This window comes from Stieleria bergensis, assembly GCA_007745635.1.
Taxonomy (GTDB): domain Bacteria; phylum Planctomycetota; class Planctomycetia; order Pirellulales; family Pirellulaceae; genus Stieleria; species Stieleria bergensis.
In genome coordinates this window covers 5,053,310-5,078,582 of record CP036272.1, presented here as the reverse complement: position 1 = coordinate 5,078,582, position 25,273 = coordinate 5,053,310, and the positions used below count along the sequence as shown (strand labels likewise).

The 25,273-nt window shown below is 55.9% G+C and carries 17 protein-coding genes and 1 tRNA gene; 7 read left to right on the top strand and 11 right to left on the bottom strand.

The annotated features are described in order from the left end of the window. Positions 1 to 140: 140 nt before the first annotated feature. On the bottom strand, positions 141 to 350 hold the full coding sequence (locus SV7mr_RS17765) for a hypothetical protein (RefSeq protein ID WP_145275207.1): 210 nt from the start codon (positions 348 to 350) through the stop codon (positions 141 to 143). Positions 351 to 832: 482 nt separating this feature from the next. Continuing rightward, positions 833 to 5,137 carry an ATP-dependent RNA helicase HrpA gene (gene hrpA, locus SV7mr_RS17760; RefSeq protein WP_419187549.1) on the bottom strand — a complete coding sequence of 1,435 codons (4,305 nt, stop codon included), beginning with the start codon at positions 5,135 to 5,137 and terminating at the stop codon, positions 833 to 835. A 183-nt stretch (positions 5,138 to 5,320) separates the two neighbouring features. Between hrpA and SV7mr_RS17755 the strand changes: the two genes are divergently transcribed. After that, complete coding sequence (locus tag SV7mr_RS17755) at positions 5,321 to 6,592, top strand: valine--pyruvate transaminase (protein ID WP_145275204.1); 1,272 nt, start codon at positions 5,321 to 5,323, stop codon at positions 6,590 to 6,592. Here the strand turns inward: SV7mr_RS17755 and SV7mr_RS17750 are convergent. The 4 genes from SV7mr_RS17750 to SV7mr_RS17735 form a co-directional block, all read right to left on the bottom strand. Next, a complete protein-coding gene (locus SV7mr_RS17750) occupies positions 6,589 to 6,930 on the bottom strand; it encodes a hypothetical protein (protein WP_145275201.1) in 342 nt (113 codons plus the stop codon). The genes SV7mr_RS17755 and SV7mr_RS17750 overlap by 4 nt on opposite strands. Further along, complete coding sequence (locus SV7mr_RS17745) at positions 6,931 to 7,263, bottom strand: 4a-hydroxytetrahydrobiopterin dehydratase (protein ID WP_145275198.1); 333 nt, start codon at positions 7,261 to 7,263, stop codon at positions 6,931 to 6,933. A gap of 75 nt (positions 7,264 to 7,338) precedes the next feature. Beyond that, positions 7,339 to 8,925: an outer membrane protein assembly factor BamB family protein gene (locus SV7mr_RS17740; protein ID WP_145275195.1), complete on the bottom strand. Its 1,587-nt coding sequence runs from the start codon at positions 8,923 to 8,925 to the stop codon at positions 7,339 to 7,341. A gap of 360 nt (positions 8,926 to 9,285) precedes the next feature. Further along, positions 9,286 to 9,359 (bottom strand) — tRNA-His (locus SV7mr_RS17735). Positions 9,360 to 9,891: 532 nt separating this feature from the next. Here SV7mr_RS17735 and SV7mr_RS17730 point away from each other — a divergent pair. From SV7mr_RS17730 to SV7mr_RS17715, 4 genes are all read left to right on the top strand, one after another. Next, positions 9,892 to 10,776, top strand: coding sequence for a hypothetical protein (locus SV7mr_RS17730; RefSeq protein ID WP_145275192.1), 885 nt, complete (start codon positions 9,892 to 9,894; stop codon positions 10,774 to 10,776). Next, positions 10,773 to 11,795: a hypothetical protein gene (locus tag SV7mr_RS17725; RefSeq protein ID WP_145275189.1), complete on the top strand. Its 1,023-nt coding sequence runs from the start codon at positions 10,773 to 10,775 to the stop codon at positions 11,793 to 11,795. The genes SV7mr_RS17730 and SV7mr_RS17725 overlap by 4 nt, the downstream gene beginning before the upstream one ends. A gap of 604 nt (positions 11,796 to 12,399) precedes the next feature. Further along, positions 12,400 to 13,134 carry an SDR family oxidoreductase gene (locus tag SV7mr_RS17720; protein ID WP_145275186.1) on the top strand — a complete coding sequence of 245 codons (735 nt, stop codon included), beginning with the start codon at positions 12,400 to 12,402 and terminating at the stop codon, positions 13,132 to 13,134. 82 nt (positions 13,135 to 13,216) lie between these two features. Continuing rightward, entirely contained in the window at positions 13,217 to 14,593 is a 1,377-nt protein-coding gene (locus tag SV7mr_RS17715; RefSeq protein ID WP_145275183.1) for a GDSL-type esterase/lipase family protein, read from the top strand. A 73-nt stretch (positions 14,594 to 14,666) separates the two neighbouring features. Here SV7mr_RS17715 and SV7mr_RS17710 read toward each other — a convergent pair whose 3' ends face one another. From SV7mr_RS17710 to SV7mr_RS17695, 4 genes are all read right to left on the bottom strand, one after another. After that, on the bottom strand, positions 14,667 to 15,962 hold the full coding sequence (locus SV7mr_RS17710; RefSeq protein ID WP_419187548.1) for a Kelch repeat-containing protein: 1,296 nt from the start codon (positions 15,960 to 15,962) through the stop codon (positions 14,667 to 14,669). Between the two features lie 665 nt (positions 15,963 to 16,627). Then, positions 16,628 to 18,070 (bottom strand): DUF1501 domain-containing protein, encoded by a 1,443-nt coding sequence (locus SV7mr_RS17705; RefSeq protein ID WP_145275177.1) that lies wholly within the window; start codon positions 18,068 to 18,070, stop codon positions 16,628 to 16,630. A gap of 17 nt (positions 18,071 to 18,087) precedes the next feature. Beyond that, a complete protein-coding gene (locus tag SV7mr_RS17700; RefSeq protein ID WP_419187547.1) occupies positions 18,088 to 20,388 on the bottom strand; it encodes a PSD1 and planctomycete cytochrome C domain-containing protein in 2,301 nt (766 codons plus the stop codon). Between the two features lie 303 nt (positions 20,389 to 20,691). Continuing rightward, positions 20,692 to 21,348 (bottom strand): MerC domain-containing protein, encoded by a 657-nt coding sequence (locus SV7mr_RS17695; protein WP_419187546.1) that lies wholly within the window; start codon positions 21,346 to 21,348, stop codon positions 20,692 to 20,694. Between the two features lie 463 nt (positions 21,349 to 21,811). Between SV7mr_RS17695 and SV7mr_RS17690 the strand changes: the two genes are divergently transcribed. Next, on the top strand, positions 21,812 to 22,228 hold the full coding sequence (locus tag SV7mr_RS17690) for a Fur family transcriptional regulator (RefSeq protein WP_419187545.1): 417 nt from the start codon (positions 21,812 to 21,814) through the stop codon (positions 22,226 to 22,228). 54 nt (positions 22,229 to 22,282) lie between these two features. Then, positions 22,283 to 23,593 carry a hypothetical protein gene (locus tag SV7mr_RS17685; RefSeq protein WP_145275165.1) on the top strand — a complete coding sequence of 437 codons (1,311 nt, stop codon included), beginning with the start codon at positions 22,283 to 22,285 and terminating at the stop codon, positions 23,591 to 23,593. Positions 23,594 to 23,634: 41 nt separating this feature from the next. Here the strand turns inward: SV7mr_RS17685 and SV7mr_RS17680 are convergent, their stop codons facing one another. After that, positions 23,635 to 25,227: a phytoene desaturase family protein gene (locus tag SV7mr_RS17680; RefSeq protein WP_419187544.1), complete on the bottom strand. Its 1,593-nt coding sequence runs from the start codon at positions 25,225 to 25,227 to the stop codon at positions 23,635 to 23,637. Between the last annotated feature and the right edge of the window lie 46 nt (positions 25,228 to 25,273).

Genomic DNA, 25,273 nt, shown 5'->3' with positions numbered 1-25,273 from the left:
GGCTGAACGCACCCTGACAATCATGTGATCAGGCGACGAGCTCGGAGTTTGAGTGGCCGGTTGCGGCGCAAGTCAAAGCCAACAATTCGTCGCGCTTTGACGGCGCCGCGTGTCTCAATCTGATGACCAGTGGCCGCCGATCAGCGGCGTTTCTCGCCCAACGAGTTCTTGGATGAAAACCGTTTCAAACGCGTTTCCATCTGAAACAGAGAATCATCAAGCCACTGCGCAAAATCATCCCGGCTCTCTTGGTCCACTCGGCTGGAAAAGAGATCCCACGATACCTCGATCACTGCTTCGACCGCGGCATTGGCTTGCTGAGGTGTTTGGCTTTCGCTTTCGATTGGCATGGTTAATCCCTCCGGGTGGTGGGTGATCGTTTGTCGCTGTTTGACCTGCGAAACTCGCTTCTCAGGCCTTCACTCAAAATGACGGTTCGTAATCTCGATGGGTTCGTGACGAATTTGAATCAATCCAAATTTGCATTGTCTGCCGTCGAATGACTGACACTGCATTTGCTGTGCCAGAGGTGCTGAATGAACGACGTAACGGATGGTAAATTAGGCAAAACGACTGATTTGCTCGGTTTTTCACCTGCATTTCTGACCGCAAAAACGATTTCGCGCTAACGGTCCACGGCCGCTGTCGTTGAACCGACGCCACAGACGTCTAGGTTTTGCCAAAATGTGATGCAGGGCCGCCAGAAAATGCAGCAGTTGCCCCACAGGATTATTATAGTCCTCTGCGGGCCTGTAGAGGGATTTAAAATTGCATTAAAGCATGTTTTGAGGGGATTCCCGACGGATTGCGGGGGGCTGGCAAGAGCCCCTGATCAGCGAAGGTGTTGCGAAATCCATTTCTCGCACCGCGCTGGGGAGATTTTCTGGCTGGTCCCTAACGGCTGGGCAAACAGGCTGACCCGCAATTCTTCCATCATCCACCGCAGTTCACAATCAGCCATGCTCTGAGCGGTGGATTCAGTGTCTTGCTGCCCAGCTGTCCAGCGCGACCATAAGTTGTGCACGATGTCCATGGATTCAGCATCGCGGTTGCCAGAGCCACTGCGAAGCTTGTCGATCCGATAGTGCATCGCTTTTAGGTACCTTGGGTAATGCTGGAGCCAGTTCCAGGGAACATCGATCAGGAAAGAGTCCACGAAGGCGGTTTCTGAAAACAGGGCCTTCCATTGATCGCGAACGTCCTTCCATTGATGCGGAAACTGTGATTTGGGAAACCCTTCCATCTCTCGCCGCGTTTGCTGGCAGGCATTGGCCAAGTCCGTTAACCAGTGGGCAACCTGTTGGACGGCGCCCGACATGCGTTCCATTCGATCATTCAGCCGTTGTTCAAACGCCTGTGTCGAACGAACGGCAGCCTGCTTTTCGACGAAGGCGATTCGGGCTAACAGATCAATCAGCCTCGATTCAGCTTGTCCGGCTGGCATCACTGAAGCCAGTAGGACCTTGTTTTCGGCCAGATCAGGAAGCCAGCGAACTTGGCGTTTCAGTTCTTTGGCTTCGGCGATGGCATAGAGACGAGTCAAACCTTTTTGGTGAATCGATTCCGCTTGTTCTTTGTCGGGGAACAAGGAAACGGTGACATGATCACCCTGGTCGACCAGGGACGGGAACATGGCTACACGCACTCCGCCTCGGTTGCGCACCACCTCGGCAGGCAATTCACCAAAGTCAAATGATTTCAGTGGTCCGCTGGGCAGGTCAACATCGTCATCATCGCTGGCGTGGTTTTCACTGTGAGGCGACGCGGGTGAGGCAATCTGGCTGCGCAGTTTATCGGCCGATCGATCGCGGGCCAGGGTCTTGCCGGTGTCGTCAACGACGTTGACCAAAAAGTCCAGGTGTTGTTCCAGTTTCTCTGGCTGGAAGTCATGGGCGGTGACGGGCATTTCGGCATGCCGCGACATGCTTTGGCAGACTGCATTGATGAACGGAACTTGGCCGTATTGTGGCAACAGCTCGGCATAGATCTTGCCTGCGACGTCGGCCGCTGGCACCAGGTTGCGGCGAATGCGTTTGGGAAGCGACTTGATCATGGCAAAGATCTTGCCTTCCAGCAGTCCCGGCACCAGCCAGCCCAATCGATCGTCGCTGATCTGGCTTAACGCCGCTTGCGGAATCGTTAACTGCACACCATCGTCGTCCGCTCCGGGTTCGTAGCGATACTGAATCGGCAGTTCCGTTTTGCCAACATTGAGCGTATTGGGAAACAAAGAAGCATCGACGGGGAGTTCGGCCACGTCGATCAAGTCTTGTGGCATCATGAAGGCAGAGGTGTCATCCGATTCAGCGTTATCGCCCTGGGCGATCCAGTTGGAAACCGAGTCACTGCTGGCCAGTTGTTTGGTCCATTCAGGCACCGTCAATGAACGGGACCATTTTTCCAGTCGGCCTTTGTCGGTCACCTCGTCGGGCAGGCGTTGGCTATAGAATTGTTGCACCAGGTAATCGTCAACGACTAAGTCACGTCGCCGCATTTTGGCGGCTAGTTCCGTCAGCGTGTCGCGGAGGCTTCGGTTATGACGAATCACCGCGGCTTGGGTGAGAAGTTTGCGCTCGACCAAACCGGACTGGATCAGCAAGTCGCGAGCCGTTTGTGGATCGACGGGAGGCAAGGGTACGCGACGCTTGGCCACGATTGGCAATCCAAACAGTGACAGTCGTTGGTAGCAGAATGCTCCATTGCCCTTGTCGCTCCAATGTGGATCGCTATACGAAGCTTTCAGAACGTGGGTGGCGACGTGTTCAACCCACTGGGGTTGAATGCGAGCCACACAGCGTGCGTACTGTCGCGTGGTTTCAACCAGTTCAGCAGCGACGATCCACTTTGGCTTTGATTCGACCAGTCCACTTCCGGGCCACAGATAAAGCTTGATGTTACGGGCACCTTGGAAGACGTTCTCGTCGCCTAAGTTGGCAACGCCAGAGAGAAATCCGGCCAGCAAAGACTGGTGAATCAACGCGTACAGGTCTTTCGAAACAAGTTCCTGTTTCTCTGGCTCGTTGTAACGAATCGAGCCTAATTTTTGAGATGAGCGTCTCTGGGATGAGCCACTTTGGGCGTCAGTCGTCCGGCGGGATGCTTTGTCCCCCTTTTTGTTGCCTGGTCTTGGCGGGGTTTGGCTGGGCAGTTGCAACGCCAGATCGCGCAGTTGCCGATAGATATCGGACCATTCACGCATGCGTGTGGGCGACAGGAAAAGTCGATGCAATCGACGTGATAACTGGCTGCGAGAGCAGTCGTCGCGGAGTTGTTGGTAAAAACGCCACAGTCGCAAATAGGACAGGAAATCACTGTCACTGTCGCGGAACGCTTGATGCGCTTCGTCAGCGGCTTGCTGTTGATCCACGGGCCGCTGCCGGGGATCAGGCAGTTCCATCGCGGCGGCGATCGGCAAGACTTCAGGCAGCACGCCATTTTCTTCCGCGGCCAGAATGATGCGTCCGATGCGAGGGTCAACGGGCATGCGTCCGAGCGTGCGGCCGATGGCGGTCAATTCCTGTTTGTCATCGATCGCCCCGAGTTCCATTAAAGTGGCAATGCCTTCGCGGATCGATTCTGGCCGTGGCACATCCAACAACGGAATGCTTTCTAGATTTCCCATCCCCAGAGTCTTGCACTGCAAAACGACCGACGCCAAATTGGTGCGTTTGATTTCCGGCGTCGTGTAATCATCGCGACTGCCATAGTCTTCCGGCGAATAGAGTCGCACGCAAACCCCTGGCCCAACGCGGCCACAGCGTCCGGCACGCTGGTCGGCACTGGCGCGACTGACCGGTTCAATCGGCAATCGCTGGACTTTGCTGCGCGGACTGTAACGGCTGATCCGTGCCGTCCCCGCATCAATGACATAGCGGATACCGGGAACCGTTAACGAGCTCTCGGCAACATTGGTCGCAAAGATCAGTCGTTGCTTGCGGCCATCAGGATGAAAGATGCGCTGTTGATCCTTCTGTGGCAACCGCGCGTACAGCGGCAGGATTTCCACACGTTGCTGCATACCCAGACGTTTAAAGTGCCCTGCGACTCGGTGTGAGACCAAGCGGATGTCGCGCTCGGTGGGCAGGAAAACGAGTGCGTCCCCGTTTCCGTGTCGAGACAGTTCTTTGACGCCTGCGATCACATGATTGGCTAGATCGTAGCCTCGTGAATCGTCCGCCACATCCTCCCAGGGCAGGTAACGCATCTCGACTGGAAAGCCACGTCCTTCGACAGTGACAATCGGGGCTGGCCCTTGGTCGTCAGCAAAGTGTTCGGCGAATCGATCGGCATCAATGGTCGCCGATGTGATAATGATTTTTAGATCCGGCCGGCGACCTTGCAGTTGTCGTAAGTACGCCAGCAAGAAGTCGATGTTGAGTGAGCGTTCATGAGCTTCATCGATGATGATGGCATCGTATGCATCCAGAAAGCGATCAGACGCCGTTTCTGCCAGCAAGATCCCGTCGGTCATCAGTTTGATCATGGTCTCAGGACCGGTTTGATCACCGAAGCGAACGTGATAGCCAACTTGAGCTCCCAGCTGGCAGGACAACTCTTCGCTTAACCGAGTGGCAATGCTGCGAGCAGCCAAACGACGTGGTTGCGTGTGACCGATCATCGCTTGGCGTCCCAAGCCGGCGGCCAGGCAAAACTTGGGTAACTGAGTGCTCTTGCCGCTACCGGTTTCACCACAGACCACAATGACTTGGCGAGACTGGATCAGTTCAATCAATTCTGTGGCATGGCTGCTGATGGGCAGGTCGTCGGGATATTCCAGTTTGGGCTGGTGGGCTTCGCGACGTTGCCGCTGTTGGACAGATGCCGCCAACAGCTGCAAGTACTTTTCTTCGCCAAGCCGTTGGCGCTTGCGGCGCAAACGCTGACGATCGATCGACATGGCATCGTCCAGAGACAGCGACGCAGGATCAATTGACGCGGCGATCGCAGGATCTGTAGCCGTGGTGATGTCTGGAGGTGAACCTTGTTGCCAGGAATCGGCTCCCTGGGGCATTGGCTTGGTCGATGCTGGTTGCGAGTTTGCCGATGCCGGTGGACCATTCGGCGTCGTCGCTTGGCTGTTTTCCGCAGTGTCAGCTCGGTTCTGCGCTAGTTTGGGACTAGACGGTTTAAAGTTCATCAGTGGTATCAGCTCGAGCGGGACGGCGTCACGGAATTTTTTGGGGCGGTTCGTGCACAAGATTGACTGTAGAAAAAAACAGTGATCTCGTAAACTTCCCCCGTCCGGAAAAGACATTGGCGACAAGACACCACCAGCGGCCGTTTGGTGAACCTTTCTTCCCTTGATTTCCTAGATTTTGCGATGAAATATCCGCTCAGCGAGTTTGGTCAGCGTTTGGCTCTGGACAGTGGAATTGGCGAGCTGATGCAGGATCTTGGTGAAGCCCTGGCCAGCGGTGACCCGTCGATTTGTATGCTTGGCGGGGGCCAGCCCTCGCATCTTGACGCCGTTGACCAGATTTGGCAACAACGCATGCAGTCGCTGGCGGCCGACCGCGACCAGTTGATGCAAATGCTGGGTGACTATCAGGCTCCTGCCGGTGATTTGCTGTTCCGCCAGACGGTCGCAAAGCGTTTGAGCGAGGAATATGGTTGGCCGATCTCGGAGAAGAATGTCTGTATCACCGCCGGCGGTCAAACCGCTTTTTTCCTGTTGCTCAATGCGCTTGCGGGGCAATTTGCCGACGGAACACGTAAGCGAATCCTTTTGCCGTTGGTGCCCGAATACATCGGCTATGCGGACCAAGGCGTTTCCGGAGACTTGTTTCAAGCGGTGCGACCCAAGATCGAAATCATCGGCGATCATGAGTTCAAATACGCGATTGATTTTGACGCCATTGAAATTGACGAATCGATCGCTGCGATGGTGCTTTCTCGTCCCACCAATCCATCCAGTAATGTGGTCACCGACGAGGAACTGGCACGCTTGGCTGCGTTGGCTGACCAACAGGGGATCCCGTTGATCGTTGACAATGCTTACGGCGATCCGTTTCCCGGCGTGATCTTTACGGACACCAAACCGATGTGGACGGAGTCGATGGTGTTGACGTTTAGTCTGTCCAAACTGGGACTGCCGGGTACGCGGACAGGAATCGTGGTTGCCGATGAGCCAGTGATTCAAGCGCTGACGTCCATGAATGCGATCACTGCGCTTGCCAATAACAACGTCGGTCAGCACTTGGTCCAGCCCATGATCGCCGATGGCAGCTTATTGGATGTCAGTCGTCAAGTCATCGCTCCCTATTACCGACAGCGCGCAGAAACGACGCGCCAATGGATCACGGAGGCGTTTGCCGATGAAGTGCCTTATCGATTGCATCGCAGCGAAGGCGCCTTCTTCCTGTGGCTGTGGTTGCCAGAACTGCCGATCACTTCAGAAGAACTCTATCACCGACTGAAAGCACGCGGCGTGCTGGTGATTTCGGGACACTACTTCTTTTTCGGTCTTGAAGATCAAAATTGGCGGCACCGTGATCAGTGCCTGCGGATCAGCTTTACAGCACCCGAGGCTCAGCTGCGCCGCGGGATCGAGACGCTTGCAGATGAACTAAAAGTGGTTCATCAAACCGTCTAAAGTTCATCGTCACCCGCCATCAACGAGTCTTTGATGGCTTGGACAAGACGCTGCCGACTGTAGCGCGCTTGTTGCTGCGCTGAAATGTGAATGCCTAGTTCGGCCGCCAAGCGGATGGCCAAGTCGACATCGCGCACGCCTTGATACTGGTTGGTCATGCCTTGATCGGTATAGATGGTTTCCTGATCCGATCGGTAGCCGGATTCGAAGGCATCGGCAAGTTCACCGATCCAGAGTTCCGGCACGCGGCGATCACGGCAGTGCTCAATGCTCCAAATGTCGTCGCCGGTGCATTCAGAAAGCAGGCTCAGTGCGCGATGTCTTGGGATCGTGCTCATCTAAGATCCGCAAACGCGATCGATATCGCCAGCGACGATGAAGTCGTTTTCGCTCAATCCACTGATCGCATGCGTCGTCAACAGCACCTTCAGATTGCGGTAACCGGTTAGATGCAAATCCGGGTGGTGCCCCTGGTCTTCGGCGATTTCGGCAATCTTGTTGATCAGTTCGACTGCGTCGGTGAACCGATTGCATTTGAAGGTGCGTGTAATCGCCAAGGATTCGTCATCGATTTCCCACAAGGGCGTTTCCTTGCCCTGCTCGACTGCCTCTGCTGGGGTCAGTTTTGGCACTCCGCCTTCGCAGGGCTTGCATCGCTTGCGTTCAGTCATGGATGGTCTTCAAGTGTAAAGTTTGCCAAATGGATGTTGGAACCACGTTCGGTTCTAACAGGATAGTATTGATGGCTAGTGTTGGCTGCCGATGGCAATCAGTTTACCGATGGTGTGTGCATAAAGTCCATCGGAAACCGGCGTTAGACTGGCTCGGGTGAACGAGTCTCCTAGCGGCCCCAGATCGTTTGTCCCCAGCACGGCTGTTTCATCCCAGGCTTCGGCTTGGGCGTCAATGACAAACACCAGGCCGCTCATCAACGGAACGATCAAGCGATCCCCTGCAGCGGTCGGAATCGGGGCGCAAATGTGACCCCACCCGCTGCCCTGCGCCCGTGCATCGCCCATGACTTTGATTCCACGAGAATTCGTCACGTTGTTGAAACGCATGACGGGATCTTTGACCGCTTTGCTGCGTTTGAGTGCCTCTTCGGTGTGGCTGTTTCGCCACTGCACAACATCGGGATGACCCGGTTGCCGCAGCACTTGAATGGGAAGCTCCAAGTATTCAACCTGGCCGTTGTGAATGTTCACACGTCCCAAGTAATTCCGTGTGTAACTGCGGAAGTAATGGTACTTGCCGACTCGCAAGTTGGATTGCTGAGTGATCGAGCGAGGTTTCTTGTCGGCTAGGGATTCTTTCGTCGATACCCAGCCATCTTGGGTCCAGCGTCGCACCATGATGTCGGTCACAATCGATCGTTGTTGACTGATTTTGCCGGTCTTCGCGTCAACCCAAAGGTGGTCGCCTTTGTGAAACACAAGCACCTGATCATCAGCAACAGGGTAGGTCTGTGTTGACATGAACGATGGCAGCGGCAACGTCCACAGCGTCGTGCCGTCATTGGCATCAATCATGGAGACGCCTTCTGGCTTTTCCGGTGGTCCATGGCCACCGCCACGCCCAACCACCAGCACGGGACTGCCATCGGAGAGAGTCTGCAAAAGTGGGACGCAGCCCATGTTGGCGCCGCAGGTGCTTGTCCAAACGACTTTGGCTGTTTCGCAGTCCAACGCTTGCAGTTGCGTCCAGCGTTCGAGCGGCGCGTCGCGATTTTCGTGCGTGAAGTGACCCTTTTCGTCAGGCCGATAGACTTGTCGATGCAGGATCAGTTTTCCTTCCCAAAGAATCGGCTGAGTTCGTGAGACGGAGAGATGATCCATCTGCCACAATCGCTTGCCTTGCATGTCAAAACAGGCGAGCGTTCCGGTTGGATTGAGGACCCAGAGTCGCGTTCCATCACTGACCGGTGAGGGCGCCGAAGCGTCGCCAAATGGGGCGCTCAGTTTGGTCATGTAGCCACCGCTCACCTCTTGCTTCCAAAGCAATGAGCCATCGGCCGCAGCAAAACAGTACACCACGATGTTGTTGCCAACACTGCTCTCCTGTTGCACAGGCTGCATGGTTGTGACAAAAACTCGGTCACCGACCACGATGGGCGCCGACTGGCCGGTCTCCGGTAGCGTGGCCTGCCAGCGGATGTTGCTGTGGTTCACGACGCTCCAGGTCGATGGAAAGTCACTGCTGGCGGTCGTGAAGTCGTACCGAGGCCCAGGCCCTTGTGCCCATTGCATGCTGGTTCGCTGGGCGGAACAAACGGTGGACAAGCAGATTGCCGTCACGCTAAATGCAGTCAGGCGAAGGATCCTCAAGCAATTCATCAAATATCGTCCGTTGTCTTGGGCGGGGCCAGCGCGATAGCCAGGCGGGGAAAAAGAGGCGAGAGCCAGGATTGTAGCTCAAAGCAATCCTTGATCCGCCGCTGACCGCGTTTGAGAACCCAGGATGATCCGAATTCGCTGCGCTGGCGATCGTTTGCCAACAGGTTTTCACGACAAGTGGTTGCTTAGAAAGTGGCCAAGCCGTGGGACTGGCTGTTGAGCCATTGAAACCTGATGAGCCAAAGAAACCTGTTCAGCCATCACAGTCGGGCCCAGCATCACACAGCGGTGACTTTCAATGACCACTGCCGACCAGACGCAATCAGAAGCTCCCCAAGAGAAGGCTTGCGTCAGAAACAGGGTGAGTGACGGGATTCGAACCCGCGACATCTGGAACCACAATCCAGTGCTCTAACCAACTGAGCTACACCCACCGTGTGATGAAACAGCGATTCATTGGCCAGTGAGAACACTTGCCAATGGACTGCTAAAGAGAAAGTCGGCAGTCACTAACGCGTCGCCTTCATGTACCTTTCATCGGACCAAGACTGTATCCCGGCTTGAAAGTTCGGTCAACGCCTCTGTTTTTATGAAAGATAAAATTTCTTGCCTCGCCGCTCGGTTGAGAAGCTTGAATCGGGAGTCGCACCTGTGGAGGGTGGGACCACTAACCGAGAGTGTGGTGGTTTCTTGAGGCAAAACACTGCTGTTTTCGCGATTGGCGTCGCTCGATGGTGTTTGGGATTCCAGTCAGTGGCCGGCTGGCTAGCGCGATGACCGCTAGGCCAGTGAACACACTGGGTGGAACAGGCCCGGTGGAACAGACTCGCCGGTGGTGCTGTGTGCAGTCGGTCAGGGCGGAGAAGGCTGCGAATCACCTTATGAATGGCGAAATTCTGCCCCGCGCCGTCGCTGAGGGCGAGTCCTTGGCAATTGGATCTGGTGGTTCTAACTGGGGCGACTAGGATGTTTGGCGAAGCTTCGTTGGCTTCGCGTCTGCAAAATGCTTTGTACGAGGCGTTTTTCGTCCCCAACCCGTCGGTCAGCATGAGTGAGATCCCCCGTTCTGAATTGCCTGCAGAAGTCTCACAAGAGGTCTCTGTTTCCAATGCTGGTCCGGATGAGTCGGAGAGCCAGTCGGCGTCCGCTGAAACCCCAGACGCCGTCGCTGTTCGCAGCGTTTCAGCGACCTGGGCCGGCATGATTTCGGCGGCGGTGGCATTGCATTTCGTCACACTGTTTCTCTCCTATGCGGCCACGGTGGACATGTCGGACATGCAGGCTCGTTATCTGAACGCGGCGATTCCCTATTCGCGGATGACGCATTTTGATGCCGATCAGCGGCGTCTGTTTCTGGGCCACAATAACTCACAAGATCAGCCGCATCGACTGCAGGTTGCACGGCTTCGCGAAGGCCAAGCCCTCAGTGATTTTAAACTGGAGCCCGGTGTTGAATGGGAAACCGTTGCTCCGTTGGGGCCGGCGGGATTGGCTGGCAATGATCGTTACAGCCGCTGGATGCGCTGGGTGTCTCTGCTCAGTGATTCGGAGCGTAGCGGGTTGGCGGCAACGCTGATTGGTCCGTTCATTCGCTTTGACCCTACCGTGGCTGCGGTCCGCATTGTTCGATTGCCAACGGAGTTGACGACGGTCGAGCAAGACGCCAGGCCGGTGGCCTATTTGGCACGTGTGACTCGACGCGAGGACCAGTTGCATCTTGTCGCTGTTCGCCCCCGTGCACAAACGACCTTTGCTCGCGCGGCAGACCCAGGCGAACCACCATCAGGCGAACCACCATCGGGCGACCCGGGCATCAAGTCCGCCGACCCGGAAACGGGGGCAGAGCAATGAGCCAGGCCGATCACGTTCAATCATCTCAGACCGGCAACGCATGGTTTCGGTTTTGGTTCCAACCCTCCAGAGCGGGTGGACTGGATCGCGTTCGCCAAGGATTAGCGGTCATTGTCGCCGTCTATTTCGCCTCCGCCTGGGGCGATTTGTCGTTGTGGTATTCCTACGGCGGACCAGCGTCATCAACCAACTTATCTGGCTTCCTGCGTGACGCGGGGTTTGCTGAAGAGGCGCGGTGGTTGATCAGTCCTCTGTTTCTTTGGGACAGTTTGTTTCAGGGCACGTTATGGGCTGAAGCGACCTGGGTTTATCAGCTGTATGTGTTGATTGGGATCGCGCTTGCGGGATGGGTTGCGTTGGTGATTCCCTCGTCGCAGGTGCCAACGGAAAAACTGCCTCGCGGACGCGTGCTGCGGCTGATGAATTCTGTGGCGCCGTTGCTGCTCTGGATCTGGTTTGTTGGCTGGGCTAATCGGATCTCGATCCTGTCGAGCATTGCGGAGCCGATTTTAAGTGTTTCGCTGGCCGCGATCGCGATTGCTCCGGTGGCCCCGCTGGATGCTTCCAAGCGTTTCATTGCGCTGCACTGGAGAAACACATTGTCGCGCCGCTTGCTGTCGTGTCAGGTAACCTTGATCGCTGTGATGACAACGGCGACGATGTTGGCTGGTCGCTGTTGGTGGGATGGGACGGGGGCTTATGTTCTGAACGCCCCCGCTGAAGATCGCTTGATTTCTGTGCGAGGGACTTGGTTCGAGGTCCCCTGGGTGTACGAATCCACGACGATGTTTTTGGTGATCGCTTTGCCGCTGGGGATTTTTCTGGCCTGGCAACGTGCGCCAACCCAGTGGAATACAGCGCGCCAATGGGGCGTGGCGTTGGTTTGGGTTTGGTGCTTGATTGTCGCACTGTTGTCTCAGCACTTGATCTATGCGGCAACCATCGCCGTGATCTGCACGGCCATCATCAGTGACACAGGTGCCGCCAAAACGGCGCCTGCAAGTGATTCAACGTCTTGACCCGGTTTGTGCGGTTGCGATGCGCTAACCTTTCTTGTCGGTCAATTCCCGGTAACAAATGTGGATGTCCGGCGGGGCTGTGTCCGGCGGGGATGGGACTTGGCAACCGGGCCAGTTTTCCGCCATGGACTGTTCAAGCCAATTCTCGAATGCATCGTCAGCGCATAAAAAAGACCGCGCAACCGTTAGAACACGTGGGGCAGATCTGTTCTTCACGGAAACGCGATCACGTTTCGCTAAAGCCTTTCAGCTTCATGAGGGGCCTTTGATGCCTAAAGGCCAGAGCAGTTCCCCAGCTTTGGATCATTCTTGGTTTTCTCTGCTCGGCTTGGCGTGCAGTCGCCAAAGTCTGATGATTGCCTGATCATGGCCCCCAAACAGTTGGCGGGCTGTTGGGTGGTTTCATGGCGACTGTTCATGCATCACAATGCGATTTCAGGTCACTGTCGTCGACGCGCGTGCTGGTTCAGCGATCCGGCCCGCACCTGTCAGTCACTTGGCTCTGCGTCCATCACGGCGTTCCAGCGCCAATGTTGTGTCCGCAGAGACGGCAGCGAATCTTGACCACAGTCCAATCAATCGAAAAACTCGTTAGGAAATCATTGTGAGCGTATTAGAAAATAAAGTGGTTGCCATCACTGGCGGAGGCACAGGGATCGGCGCGGGAGTCGCAAAAGCTTTGGCACTGGCTGGTTGTCGTGTCGCCATCGGTGGTCGGCGTTTGGAGGTCTTGCAGGAGTTTGCCCAATCGATCGAGTCGCAGCACGCGATTTATTGCCATGCCTTGGATGTCGCCGATGACGCGAGCATTGATGCATTCTTTGCTGCTGTCAAAGGTGAAGTGGGTGAGCCTGATATCCTGGTTAACAGTGCTGGCATCAATATCGTCAACCGCCGGATGGCTGACATGGACCCAGAAGACTGGGATCGTGTGATGCGTATCAATGCCACCGGTGCTTATCGCTGCATTCATCAAGTGTTGCCCGCGATGCGTCAACGCGGCGATGGTTTGGTGGTCAATATCTCCAGTGTCGCTGGCAAACGCGCCATCACGCTTGGTGGCGTGGTCTACTGTGCCAGTAAGTTTGCCATGACAGCACTGGGAACCGCGATCAGCAACGAAGTCCGGGACGAAGGCGTGCGAATCACCAATGTTTACCCCGGCGAAGTCAATACGCCGATTTTGGACAATCGTCCCAGTCCCGTTTCGCAAGAGCACAAAGACAGCATCCTGCAGCCAGAAGACATCGCTGCGGTCGTGAAAACGATCTGTGAGTTGCCACCTCGTGCGAACGTTCCTGAGGTCGTCGTTAAACCCACCAAGCAGGAATGGGTCTAAGCATCCACCTGCCCGCGTGGCCTTCGACTAAACTGGTGCCCTGCTGCGATTTCCCATTCACTTCTGGTCGAGTCTTCCTGTCATGATTGCTGCCCTGCCAAACCTGTTTCGTTGCTTGATTTTGCTGACTGCTGGATCAGCTTGTTTGGGTGTGTCTGTGCCTGCGGTGCAGGCTGATGATGTTCAGAAACAAGTTGCGTTTCCGATACCCGCTGACGCGGACTTACCAGGCGTCGGGCCTATGCGTCGCTATGGCTGGTTCAAGAATGTCTGGAAGAATCGCCGCAGCACATTTGCAGCCAACAAAGCTGCCAGCAAGAACGCGGTGGTTTTCTTGGGGGATTCGATCACTCAGGGTTGGCAAGATAACTTTCGCGGCGATTTTGGTGACCTGAATGTTGCCAATCGAGGCATCAGCGGCGACACCACGCGCGGCATGCTGTACCGATTGCAAGAAGATGTGCTGGACCTTGATCCCAAGGCTGTGGTGATGCTGATGGGAACAAACGATCTGGAGGAAAATGCAACCCCGGAACAGATCGCAGCGAACGTGAAGGACATCCTGGCGGCACTGAAGAAACACGATGCTGAAATGCCAATCGTGTTGTGCCACGTCTTTCCAAGTCATGCCAGCAAGAAACGGCCGGCAGATAAAATCAATCAGGTGAACCAGCTGTTCGGTGATCTGGCTCGCGGTGATGCACAGATCACGGTTCTGGATACTTGGACGCTGTTTGCCGACGCCAGTGGGGATGCGAAAAAGGAAGAGTTCCCTGACTTGCTGCATCCTAACGCAGCGGGATATGCAAAGTGGAAAGCAGCCTTGGTGCCGATCTTTGCTACGCTGGGATTGATCGAAACTAAAGCGGAACCATTTGAATACGAAGACAACGCGACCGTGCTTTTCAATGGTCATGATTTGACGGGTTGGGGATTCCTGCCGACGACCGAACAGATGCGTCAAGGTCGCGCTCGTTGGATTCCCAAGACCAACGGCCGAGTGACCTGGCCGCTGGTTGAAAAGGAGCAATGGTTCGACGGAAAAACAGTGACACCCAAGGGTCGTTATGCAGCGATTGCTGGACGATTGGTTGTCACCACGCCACCGGAAGGCAGGAAGATCCAGCAGCTCTGGACGCAGCGTGAGTTCAATGATGATTTCGAATTGGTCTTGGAATTTCGCGCCACACCGGCTGCCGACAGCGGCGTCTTTTTGCGAGGCAAGCAATTGCAATGTCGCGACTATTGGTTGGCGGGACCGTACAAGGATTTGAAGGCCTATAAGCCCGGACAATGGAACGAGTTGGTCGTCAAGGTCCATGGCACTCAGGCCAGTTGCACCTGCAACGGCGAAGTCATCGAAACCGATTTCCAGATCCCCGCCACTGGCCGGATCGGATTAGAAGGCGATCGCGGCCAAATTGAATACCGCCACATCCGCCTCCGCCCAACCAAGTAGCCCCAGCGGCCGATGTGTTGGTCTCGTGGGACGAGGTGCAACACACGGCTCGCGTTCGGTGGTTGGGCTGAGGCTACACTTTGACCTCGGACCAGGTGTTGTTGCGTAGATCCAGGACAAACAGTTCTTCGTTGCACTCTGCGGGCTTGGAGACGTCGGTGTGGCGTTTACCACCGCTGATGATGATGGCTTGACGATGTGGATCGTAGGATGCGGTATGTTTGAACAGTTGCTGGGGCGATTGTCCTTGTGTCACCACCTGTTCAAACTGTTTGCTCTGAATGTTCCAGCGGTACACGTTTGTCTGCTGAAGATCGTCGTCAATAAAATCCCCTAGCCCGCCAATGACATAGAGATGGTCGTTGATGAGCGTGGCGCTGTGATGGTCGGTTGGTGGGAACACGTCTTTGGGGTAACCATAGATCGTGAACTCGCCTCGGCCGTCGTATTCAATCACATCGTTGTAGACACAGTAATCGTATTCTGGCGCGTCGTCGTACTGGCCGCCGATCTGCACCCAGTTGCCATTGGCCAATCGCGTCAATGAAATCCCCACTCGGTCATTGCTCCAGATGGGTGTGCCTTCGGGCAGGCAGTCCTCCAGCCAGGATTCAAAATGAAAACGTGCGGTTGTAGCGCTTGCTGCGGAGTGCACCATGTCGGTGTAGAACGGGTTCTTGATGACTTCGCCATTGGTCTTTCCAAACACGCGGGCCCCTGACTCCAGGTACTCGTCCCGGCTGCAGTGGATCTCCCCATTGGCTTCGAGGCCGAGGTACTTGCAACGCGCGAAGAGAGGCGCATCGGTCAGCGGGTCTCCTTCATCAAGAAACAATTGCAAAGCCGCCAGACTGCGCACCATGCCGATCGCGGGGATGGGGCGAAACGGATCTTCTTGAGCGGCAAGTTTGCGGATCGAGATGTCCAGCAGTGCTCGCCCGATGGTTTGCGGCAGCATCTCTTCGCCCCATGCTTCGGGGCCGGGTTCAAACACTGGTAAGTCAGCGTCCATCGGTCGACGCGGGTACTTTGGATGATAACCGCGATCGACACCGTAATTCAGTAACAGTTCAATCCCAGGGATGAAGTCGCGACTGACCGCCCAGTCAAGGGCGGTGCGATCAAGATGGTCCGTCAGTTCCGGGTCCGCACCACAAGCTAGCAACAAGCGAATCTTGTCAACGTTGCCACTGCGAACCGCTCGCATCAAAGCGGTCACTCCGGCGTCATCTTGATCGTTCAGGGGGACGACCCTGGACAGCACTTTGCGCAGCCGCTTGGGGCTGAGCTGTTCGACCGCTTGGTGAAAGGCACCAATGCTCATCGGTTGACCGAGAACGGCTTGGACGGTGTTGTCTAAAACAGGCATGGCAATCTCCTGGGCAGGCATCAAGTCCAAGGACTCAATGCAGGTTCGGTTGAGGAAAATCTCCTGCCATCGATCGTGTCACTCGCTGGCGACAAGACCATTCAGGCAGAAGGAAACGCTGGAAACCGAGGCACAACCTGTGCTCGGATCGAACGCCCCAAGGGTGGTCAAGCAATGACCAAGCCGTTCAGCCGGTGCGCAGCACGAAAACGTGACAACTCCAGCTGGCGATCGTCGATGAACGCGATCCCAATGGTGTGGCGAAGGTTGGATCGTCGTGATCCCCGTAGCAGCCTGCTACGGTATGGCTGGCCGATTCTGATTGAAAGCTCTGCGCTGTCTTGCTGAAAAGTCGTCACCATCATGGCGACGGGTTCGCTCACTGTGATCACAGTGTCAAACCGAGCAAGACCGCAGGCTTGGCCCGCTGAAGGTTCACTTCATCAATTCGATTTGCAAATTGAATCCAGGGTGGCAGCGTGTTTGGAAAAGCGATTGCTAGCATTGATTGCTTGCTCACACGCTTGTGTGGTTGCAATGCAATTCATTACCAAGCATTCGAACGATGCCGTGACGTCTCTTACGTCTGCAGGTCAATAGAGCCGCGTCACCGAAACGCGTCAAGATCCATTGCCAGATTTTTCTGCTGATCAATTAAATTAATCTTAAGACAGAATCTCGTTGATGACATTGCCATGCACGTCGGTCAAGCGATAGTGGCGGCCTTGGAATCGGAAGGTTAGCTTCTCGTGGTTGATTCCCAGTTGACGCAGGATGGTCGCTTGCAGGTCATGCACATGCACGGGCTTTTCCACGACATTCACGCTGTAGTCGTCGGTTGCTCCATAGCTGAACCCAGGTTTCACACCTCCGCCAGCGAGCCAATAGGTGAAGCAGTTGGGATGGTGGTCGCGGCCATACTTTTCAGGCGTCAGTTTGCCTTGGCAATAAACGGTTCGTCCAAATTCCCCCCCCCAGACAATCAAGGTTTCATCCAGCATGCCTTGTTGTTTCAAGTCCTTGATCAGCGCAGCGGTCGCCTGATCGGTGTCTCGGCACTGAGCGGCAACTTCCTTGGGGGCATTTCCATGTGCGTCCCAGCCGCGATGGTATAGCTGAATGAACCGCACGCCGCGCTGGGCAAGACGTCTGGCGAGCAAGCAGTTGTAGGCGTACTTGCCAACTTGCGTCGCTTGAGGCCCATACATGTCCAGGACATGCTTGGGTTCGTTGTTGACATCAATCAACTCAGGAACGCTCATTTGCATCCGGAACGCGAGCTCATACTGCGCGATTCGTGTGGCGATTGCCGGATCGTTGAAGCGATCGGCCTGGTCACCATTGAGACGCTGCAGCGAATCAAGTGTGCGGCGGCGCTGCTCTCGAGTCATTCCGGCGGGGTTGTACAGATCCAAAATGGGATCGCCTTGGCCGCGAAACTTGACACCTTGAAAGCGTCCTGGCAGGAATCCAGCGCCCCAAAGCCGATCATACAGCGGTTGGCCAGCTTTGGCGGATCCGTTCGATGTCAGCGCCACAAAGGCGGGCAGGTTGGCGTTCTCGCTACCCAGTCCATAACTGATCCAGGCACCCATGCTCGGGCGTCCAGCAATCACCGAACCCGTTTGGAACAAGGTTGCCGCGGGGTCATGGTTGATCGCCTCGGTGTACATGCTTTTGATGACACATAACTCATCGGCAACTTCAGCCAGGTGTTTTTGTGGTTCACTCATCCATAAGCCACACTCGCCACGCTGTGCAAACTTGAGTGAGCTGGGAGCAACGGGGAATGACTTTTGCCCCGCCGTCATGGTCGTCTTGCGTTCGGCCGGGTAAACCGAGGTGGGGACCTCTTCACCAAATCGCTTGGCCAAATCTGGTTTGTGGTCAAACAAATCTAACTGCGAAGGACCACCTGACTGAAACAAGTAAATCACTCGCTTCACTTTGGCGGGGAAGTGCGGCAGCCCCCCGATCCTTGAAGCCGGTTGCGTCGCCGCGCTCGAGGAACTCAATTCGTTCAATGCAATCGCACCCAGCCCCAGTGAGCTACCTTGCAAGAATGCGCGACGGTTGCGCTGGGCGGCTAATTCTTTTATCGTGTTCATGTGTTGATCCCCAGAGATCAGTTCTGGCTCATGCTCTCATCAAGATTCAATAGGGTGTTGGCGACCAAGGTGTAGGCCGCCAGCCTGGCAACGTCCAGCGTCGCATCAAATGGTTTTTCACCGATACCAAGAAGTTGCTTGGCCGCGGCAGGGTCGTTGTCAAACTCCTGCAAGTAGGCAGCGAGATCTTCGCTCAGAAACTTCACCTCTCGATCCGTCGGTTGCCGACTGGTCGCTAACCGAAAAGCCCACGCGATTCGCTGTTGTGCTGCGTCACTGTTTTCGGCTGGGTGCTCGGTTAACATTCGCTGTGCTAGAAAGCGAGCGGATTCAACGAAGGTGACGTTGTTCAGCATCGTTAAGGCTTGAAGAGGTGTCGTCGTCATGTCGCTTCGGACAGTGCAGGTCTCACGGGCCGCGGCATTAAAGGCCATCATCGTGGGCGGTGGAACGGTGCGCCGCCAATAGGTGTACATGCTGCGGCGATACAGCTTGTCGCCTTTGTCTTGAGCATACTTGGCGTTGGAAATGCTTTTCCAGATCCCCGGCGGCATGTAGGGTTTCACCGAGGGGCCACCAAGGGTCTCGACCAGCAAACCACTGTGAGACAACGCGGCATCGCGGATCGCAAACGGAGACAGTCGGCGGCGCGGCCCGCGTGCTAAGAGGCGATTGTCAGGGTCTAGCTGCTGGAGCTGTTCGCTGGCGATCGACGATTGTTGATACGTGGCACTCATCACGATCCGTTTCTGCATCGCCTTGACGTTCCAGCCACTGCGAATGAATTCGGTCGCCAGCCAATCGAGTAATTTGGGGTGCGATGGACGCTGTCCCTGGATGCCAAAGTTCTCGCTCGTTTTGACTAAGCCGGTGCCAAAATAGTGTTGCCACATTCGGTTGACCGTGACGCGGGCCATCAAGGGATTGTCTGGACTGGTTAACCAGTTCGCCAGCCCGAGGCGATTTCTGGGCCACTCCTGATTCCAACCGCCAAGCACCTCGGGCGTTGCCGGTTTGAGTACTTCGCTCTCGTCAGGTTGGTCGTACTGACCACGATTGAGACGATACGTGGGACGCGGTTCGGCAAGTTCGTGCAGCACCATCACGGTGTCTTTCGAACCGGGTTGAGGACGCGGCACCGAAACCTGCTGGACCTTGACCTTTACCGGTTCGGGTTCAACGAATGCTGACTCTTCTGCCGATAGATTTGGCCAGGATTTGGGGACGGGGATGAATGGAGGGCTGTTGCCGTTATTGGGGCCCAGGCCCGCTTCGGCAATGCTGTTGAAAAAAGCGAACAGGCGATAGAAGTCACGTTGCGAGATCGGATCGTACTTGTGATCATGGCAACGTGAACAGGTCATCGTTAAACCAAGGAACATCGTGCCTGTTGTTTCAACTCGATCGGCGACGTACTCCACAATCCATTCATCGGGAATCGAACCGCCTTCAGAATTGATTCGGTGATTGCGATTGAAACCTGTGGCAACCTGAGTGAAAAAATCACGCTCCGGTAATAAGTCACCGGCCATCTGCTGGGTGACAAATTGATCAAAGGGCATGTTGTTGTTCAAAGCGGAAATCAACCAATCACGCCACACCCACATGTAACGCAAACGATCGTTTTGATAGCCGTCGGTGTCCGCGTATCGAGAAGCTTCCAGCCAATCCAGGGCCATGTGTTCACCATATCGCTGCGATGCCAATAAGCGATCAACCACCTTCTCGTAAGCCGTGTCTGATTCGTCAGCAAGAAAGGCATCCAGTTCCTCGACGGTTGGCGGAAGTCCCGTTAAATCAAAGGTGACGCGGCGCAGGATCGTTGCTTTGTCCGCCGGAACAGAGGGACTAAGTTCGGCTTGTTGAAGCCGAGCGAGCACAAATGAATCCACTTCATTCTGAACGCGCTCGACGGATTCGATCTCCGGAGGCGACGGCCTGACCGGAGGAACAAAGGCCCAGTGACGATCATCTTCTGGCCAAGCCGCACCCGTTTTAAGCCACTCGACCAGCTTGACGCGATCGGCTTTTGAAAAGCGACTGCCAGAGTCCGGGGGCGGCATCTGTAGCTCGGGGTCATCGGTCAACAAACGATCGAGCATCTCACCGGATGATAAGACCTGCGAGCCAACGGCCGCCGCACGGTCATCCAGTCGTAGGTCAGTCACACGGGCCTGGGGATCCGGCCCATGGCAGGTGTAGCAAGCATCCGAAAGCAGCGGGCGGATCTCACTGGCGAAATCAATCTCGCCACCACGAACATCGACGCTAACGATCGCCAGCAAGTGGAACGCAATGAAGACAGGGGGGAATCGCATAACGGTTGGCAAAGAGGGAACGCACGCCAACATCCTTACGATCATGTCTTGGCTGGCATTCAATTTTGCCAGCCAGCTTGATGACCGGCCAACGCGTGATCTGCGATCAGCTGGCAGGCGACTGAATGCCGTGATGGAGTGGCATTCCGGCAGGAGATTGGACAGGGAAGGGCAGGTGGGACGCGCAGAGTGACCAGCGGCCAGCCTTGCGGAAACCCATTATAGCCGAACCCACCGGTGCTGCTGTCGTTGATCGTTGGATCCATCCATCGCAACGCTTATTCGGCCCCAAGCAACGCTTATTTAGCCCCGAGCAGTTTCGCAGCAACCACATCGGAAGCCAAAACGACGATTCAGCAGGTGAGCAGAAACCAATAGCAGGCCGCCGATCGGTGTCAGCCAGGGCGTGAGGGTTGATAAGAAGGCTGAATCGGCTGCCGGAGCAAAGCCGGCCATCGCGATGGGGGCCGAATCCGATTTCCCGGCTGCTGCGTCATCCGCTTCCTCAGCGTTCTGTTCGGCAGCGTTCTGTTCGGCAGCGCTGAAGGCACAGCACTCCTCCGTGCAGGCGGCTTCAATTGCCGGGGCGGCGGCCACCGTGTGAGCATCCCCGCACCTCGCACAGCAGTCGCCTTCCAAGCCAAACGCTGCGCCGGTGATCAAGACCAGTCCAGCGCTACCGATGGCGGCCGGGAGGAGACGCCGGTGCAATCGCCAGCCCGGGACGAACGCCGCCAAGGCGATTCCGAAACAAAGCACGGCCATCCATTGGTGAAAGCCTTCCTCGGCCAGAAAGCTCAGTCCCAGCGCAGGGAGCCAAGCGATGACCAGCGGCATCGCTGCACAATGAATCGCACAGCCAACGGAGGCGATGATTCCTACGCGGTCACCCCACGGCGAAGGCGAGGAAAGCGTGCTCTCGGTGACTTCTAGGTGGGGAAGTTCAATTGAGTCACTCACGATGCTCTCTCAGTCAGCAGGCGGCCGAAAATAAGTAGTTGCACACGAAGTGCATTTGCGGCTCGTGATTAGAACCGCAGGTGGTCTCACCGGCAACCGCAAATGCAATCGTTTTGCAAAACTCGCGGTCCTCCTTGCACACTGTCGCGTGCTGGATGCTCAGGCAATCCCGGTAAGGTGGCGGAGCCCCGCTCGTCACACCTGCCGGTAAGCGTCACTGGGGGCTGATGGTTGCAGGCGATTGACTGTCGCCACGCGAGCATGACTCTTTGTTGGCGAGTCCCGATCGACCGGGGCACTCGTTGGCTTGACCCTTGCTCTGTCCGCTCTATACTGTTTTTTTGGACGTCAACCGAATGAGATTCGGGGCGTCAACCAGACGCAAAGGCGACGTTGGCTCCGACGATCTCAATGTTCGCCTGTTGTTGTCCTTGTTCTGAATGTCAAAAAGAGTGCATCATCGGTGACCGTAGAAACCATCCAAAACGAGATTCGTGATGTCGGTTTAAGGGCGACGCCGGCGCGTGTCGCGACGCTACAGCTGTTGCGAGAAGCCACCGCGCCGATGACGCATGCTGATGTTGCCGAGCACTTGGCGAAGTTTGGCGTGGATAAGGCGACGGCGTTTCGAAATCTGAACGATATGACGGAGGCCGGATTGCTGCGGCGAACCGAACTCGGTGACCATGTGTATCGCTTTGAGGAGGTGCGTCACGGTGAGGATGGCGGGCAAGCTCATCCACACTTTGTGTGCACCACCTGTGGCACGATTGCTTGCCTGGACAACGTCAAACTGACTGCGGGCAGCCTGCGCGAGAGTGACAAAATCGGCGACGTCGCCGAGATTCTCTTGCGAGGACTCTGCAATGATTGTAAATAAGATGATTGGTTGATTTTACGGACGCTGCGTCACCACCATTGCAAGTCGCTTGGCATGTCCCACTCATCGATGGCAACTTCAGGCGTTCGTGAATGGAATCGACAACGCGCGAGGCATCACGCCCTGTGGCCAGTGCTCAATCGCAATGGTTTTCGATTCGTTCTGCTGCAGCTATTGCTGATCGCCTGGAGCACTGTCGCGATCGCCTGTCCGTTTTGCACCTCGGTTCCTCGCACACTGAGTGATGATTTTGACGATGCTGCTGTGGCATTGCTGGCAAAATCACAAGGCCTTCATCAAGCGGCCGACGGCTCCAGTCATTTGCAGTTGAGCGTGCTGGCGGTTGTCAAAGGCGGTGAATCGTTCACGCAGAAGGTGCTGCGATTGCCAGCTGCCAGTGTCTCTGCCACGTCACCGCAGGATGAGAGCGATCCAGCAGATGCAGATCAGCTGTCCGATGCTGGTGAGGTTCGAAACGGTGACATTGTTTGGCTGCTGGGGTTCGGTGACCAGCAGATTCAATGGGATCAACCCTTGGTGATCAGTGCTGCTGGCCAAGCTTACTTGACTGGACTGAAGCGGTTGCCCGAAGCGGGTGTGAAGCGGTTGGAGTACTTCTTGCCCTACCTCAAGCATTCCGAAGAATTGATCGCCCGCGATGCCTACAACGAGTTTGCTGACGCATCGCTGGAGTCGATCGCTGGGCTGAGTGACCAGATGGATCGCCAATGGGTGATCGCTAGCCTTCGCAACCCGGATGTGCCGCTTCATCACCGCAGGCTTTGCTGGAGTTTGCTCAGTCAATGTGGCAACGATCAGGACGCACAGCTTTTTGATCAGGCGCTTGCCAGACGTGGCCTTGATCCCAGCTATCAAGTGGGCCTGGATGCGGCGATCTCCTGTTATTTGTGTTTGGGCGGGGAAGCGGCGCTGGGGCGAGTGGAACGAGAGTTCCTCTCTGGGGAATCGGCCATGTCTTCAGACGGTTTTGCTGCGGTCCAGGCCCTGCGAGTTCATGGGACGGATCTTCATGTGATTCCTCGTCCACGCCTGGCGGCGGCTCTGTCGCGAATGCTTCGCTATCCAGAGGCTGCGGACTTGGTGATTTCTGATTTAGCACGTTGGCAAGATTGGTCGCATGTTGATCGCATGGTCGAATTGTTCAAGAGATCGACCGCTCAAACACCTTTGCTGAAACCAGCGGTGATTCAGTATCTTAAAGCCTGTCCGGGCCCAGTTGCCAAACAACGGATCGAAGCGCTGCGTGCGATTGATCCAGTGACTGTGAAACGTGTCGAGGCATCCTTGCTGTTTACCCCTGGCGCTGCAGGCGTCCCCGTCCCGCCGCCGGACATCGAAGAGTGACTTTCAAGCCAAGACTGCTGGGAAAGGGGACGTGAACTGAGTCAGGGCAGTTGCTCTAGCGCCTTCATGGCTGCGTTATGACCTGGGATTCCGCTGACGGCACCACCGCGTTTGGCAGCCGAACCGCAGAGTAAGACGTTGGGCAGACTTGTTTCCACGCCCCACTGCCCTGCTTCGTCATCCGTTTCGGCAAATGGCCACGTGAGGTCGCCATGAAAGATATTGCCCTTTGGCAGGTGGATGATCTGTTCGAGGTCTCGGGCGCTCATGGTTTCCAAGCAAACGTTGCCATCAGCATCGGTCGCCAAGCAGTCCTCAATGGGTTCGGCAAGGAACTGGTTGATCCCTGCGAGGTAACGATCGACAACCTGTTGCTTCGCCTGGTCGTTGTTTTCTGTAAACAGCCGATAGGGAAGGTCTAAGCCGAACAAGGTGATCGTGTGGAAGCCTTGCTGGTTCAATTCATCGGACAGGATCGAATTGTCGGTCAGTGTGTGACAGTAGATTTCGCCGGGCGGCTTCTGGGGGATCTGGCCCGCCATGCTCTGCTGGTAACTGGTGATCATCTGCTGGTAGCCTTCGTCAATGTGGACGGTTCCGGCAAAGGCCTCCTCTGCCCTGCACTGGCTAGAACGCAGTTGCGGCAGTCGCTTCAGCAGCAAGTTGATCTTAAAGCCGGCGCCTTCGACTTCGGTGGCTTTGGCCGCACTGGGATCGCCAGTCATCCGGGCGAGTTCATCTGCAGAGGCATTGCAGAGTACGATCTGAGATTCGATGTCAATCGCAGTGCCGTCGTTGTCATAGGTCACCGTGCAGCCATCGGCACTGGAGTCGAGATGGGTGACGTTGGCATGTTTGACAAACGTGACCTGACGGCTGTCCAGCGCCACGCCAAGCAATTGGTTCAGTAGCGTTCCCATGCCGCCCACGGGGACTTTCCATTCGCCCGTTCCCTGCCCGATGATGTGGTACAGAAAACAGCGGTTCTGCAGCAAAGATGGATCATCAGGGAACGTCGAGACCCCGATTCTGGCATCGGTGAACACCATGCCGCGAATCAGATCGTCACGGATCAATTGTTCGATAATGTCGCCAAGTGGTTCTTCGATCAGTGCCTGCCAGGCGGCCGATCCCGCGTCGCCTAAACGCGACCGCATCTCTTGGCGTGTGATCATCGGTTCAGTCAAGCTAGGCCAGATCACGCTTGCCACTTGCCGCTGCATCTCTTGCAGTTTCGAGTAGCCACGGTAATCGTTCTCGTCGCCCGTGAGATCGAGAAACGCCTGGCGATTGGCAGCCCGATCCCCGTTGCGAATGAGCAGTTCGCGAAACTGGCCATCCTGAAATGACGGAGTCCAGGACGCTGTTTTGCGCGTTCGCAGATTTAGCTTCAGTCCCAGATCATCAATGATTTTTTGCGGCAGCAGGCTGACGAGATAAGAGTAAACCGAGAGTTTGGCGTCTCGCCCGGCAAAGACCTCTTTGGAGCGTGTTGCCCCACCGAATTCGGCATTGCGTTCTAAGATCACCACGGACTTGCCAGCCTGTGCCAAGTAGCAAGCCGCAACCAATCCATTGTGTCCACCGCCAACGATGGCGACATCATACTTTGTTGTGTTCATCAATTCTGACACTCCATGCCTCGTTTTCCGCGGGCGTCGCGGAAAACGGTGATCCAAA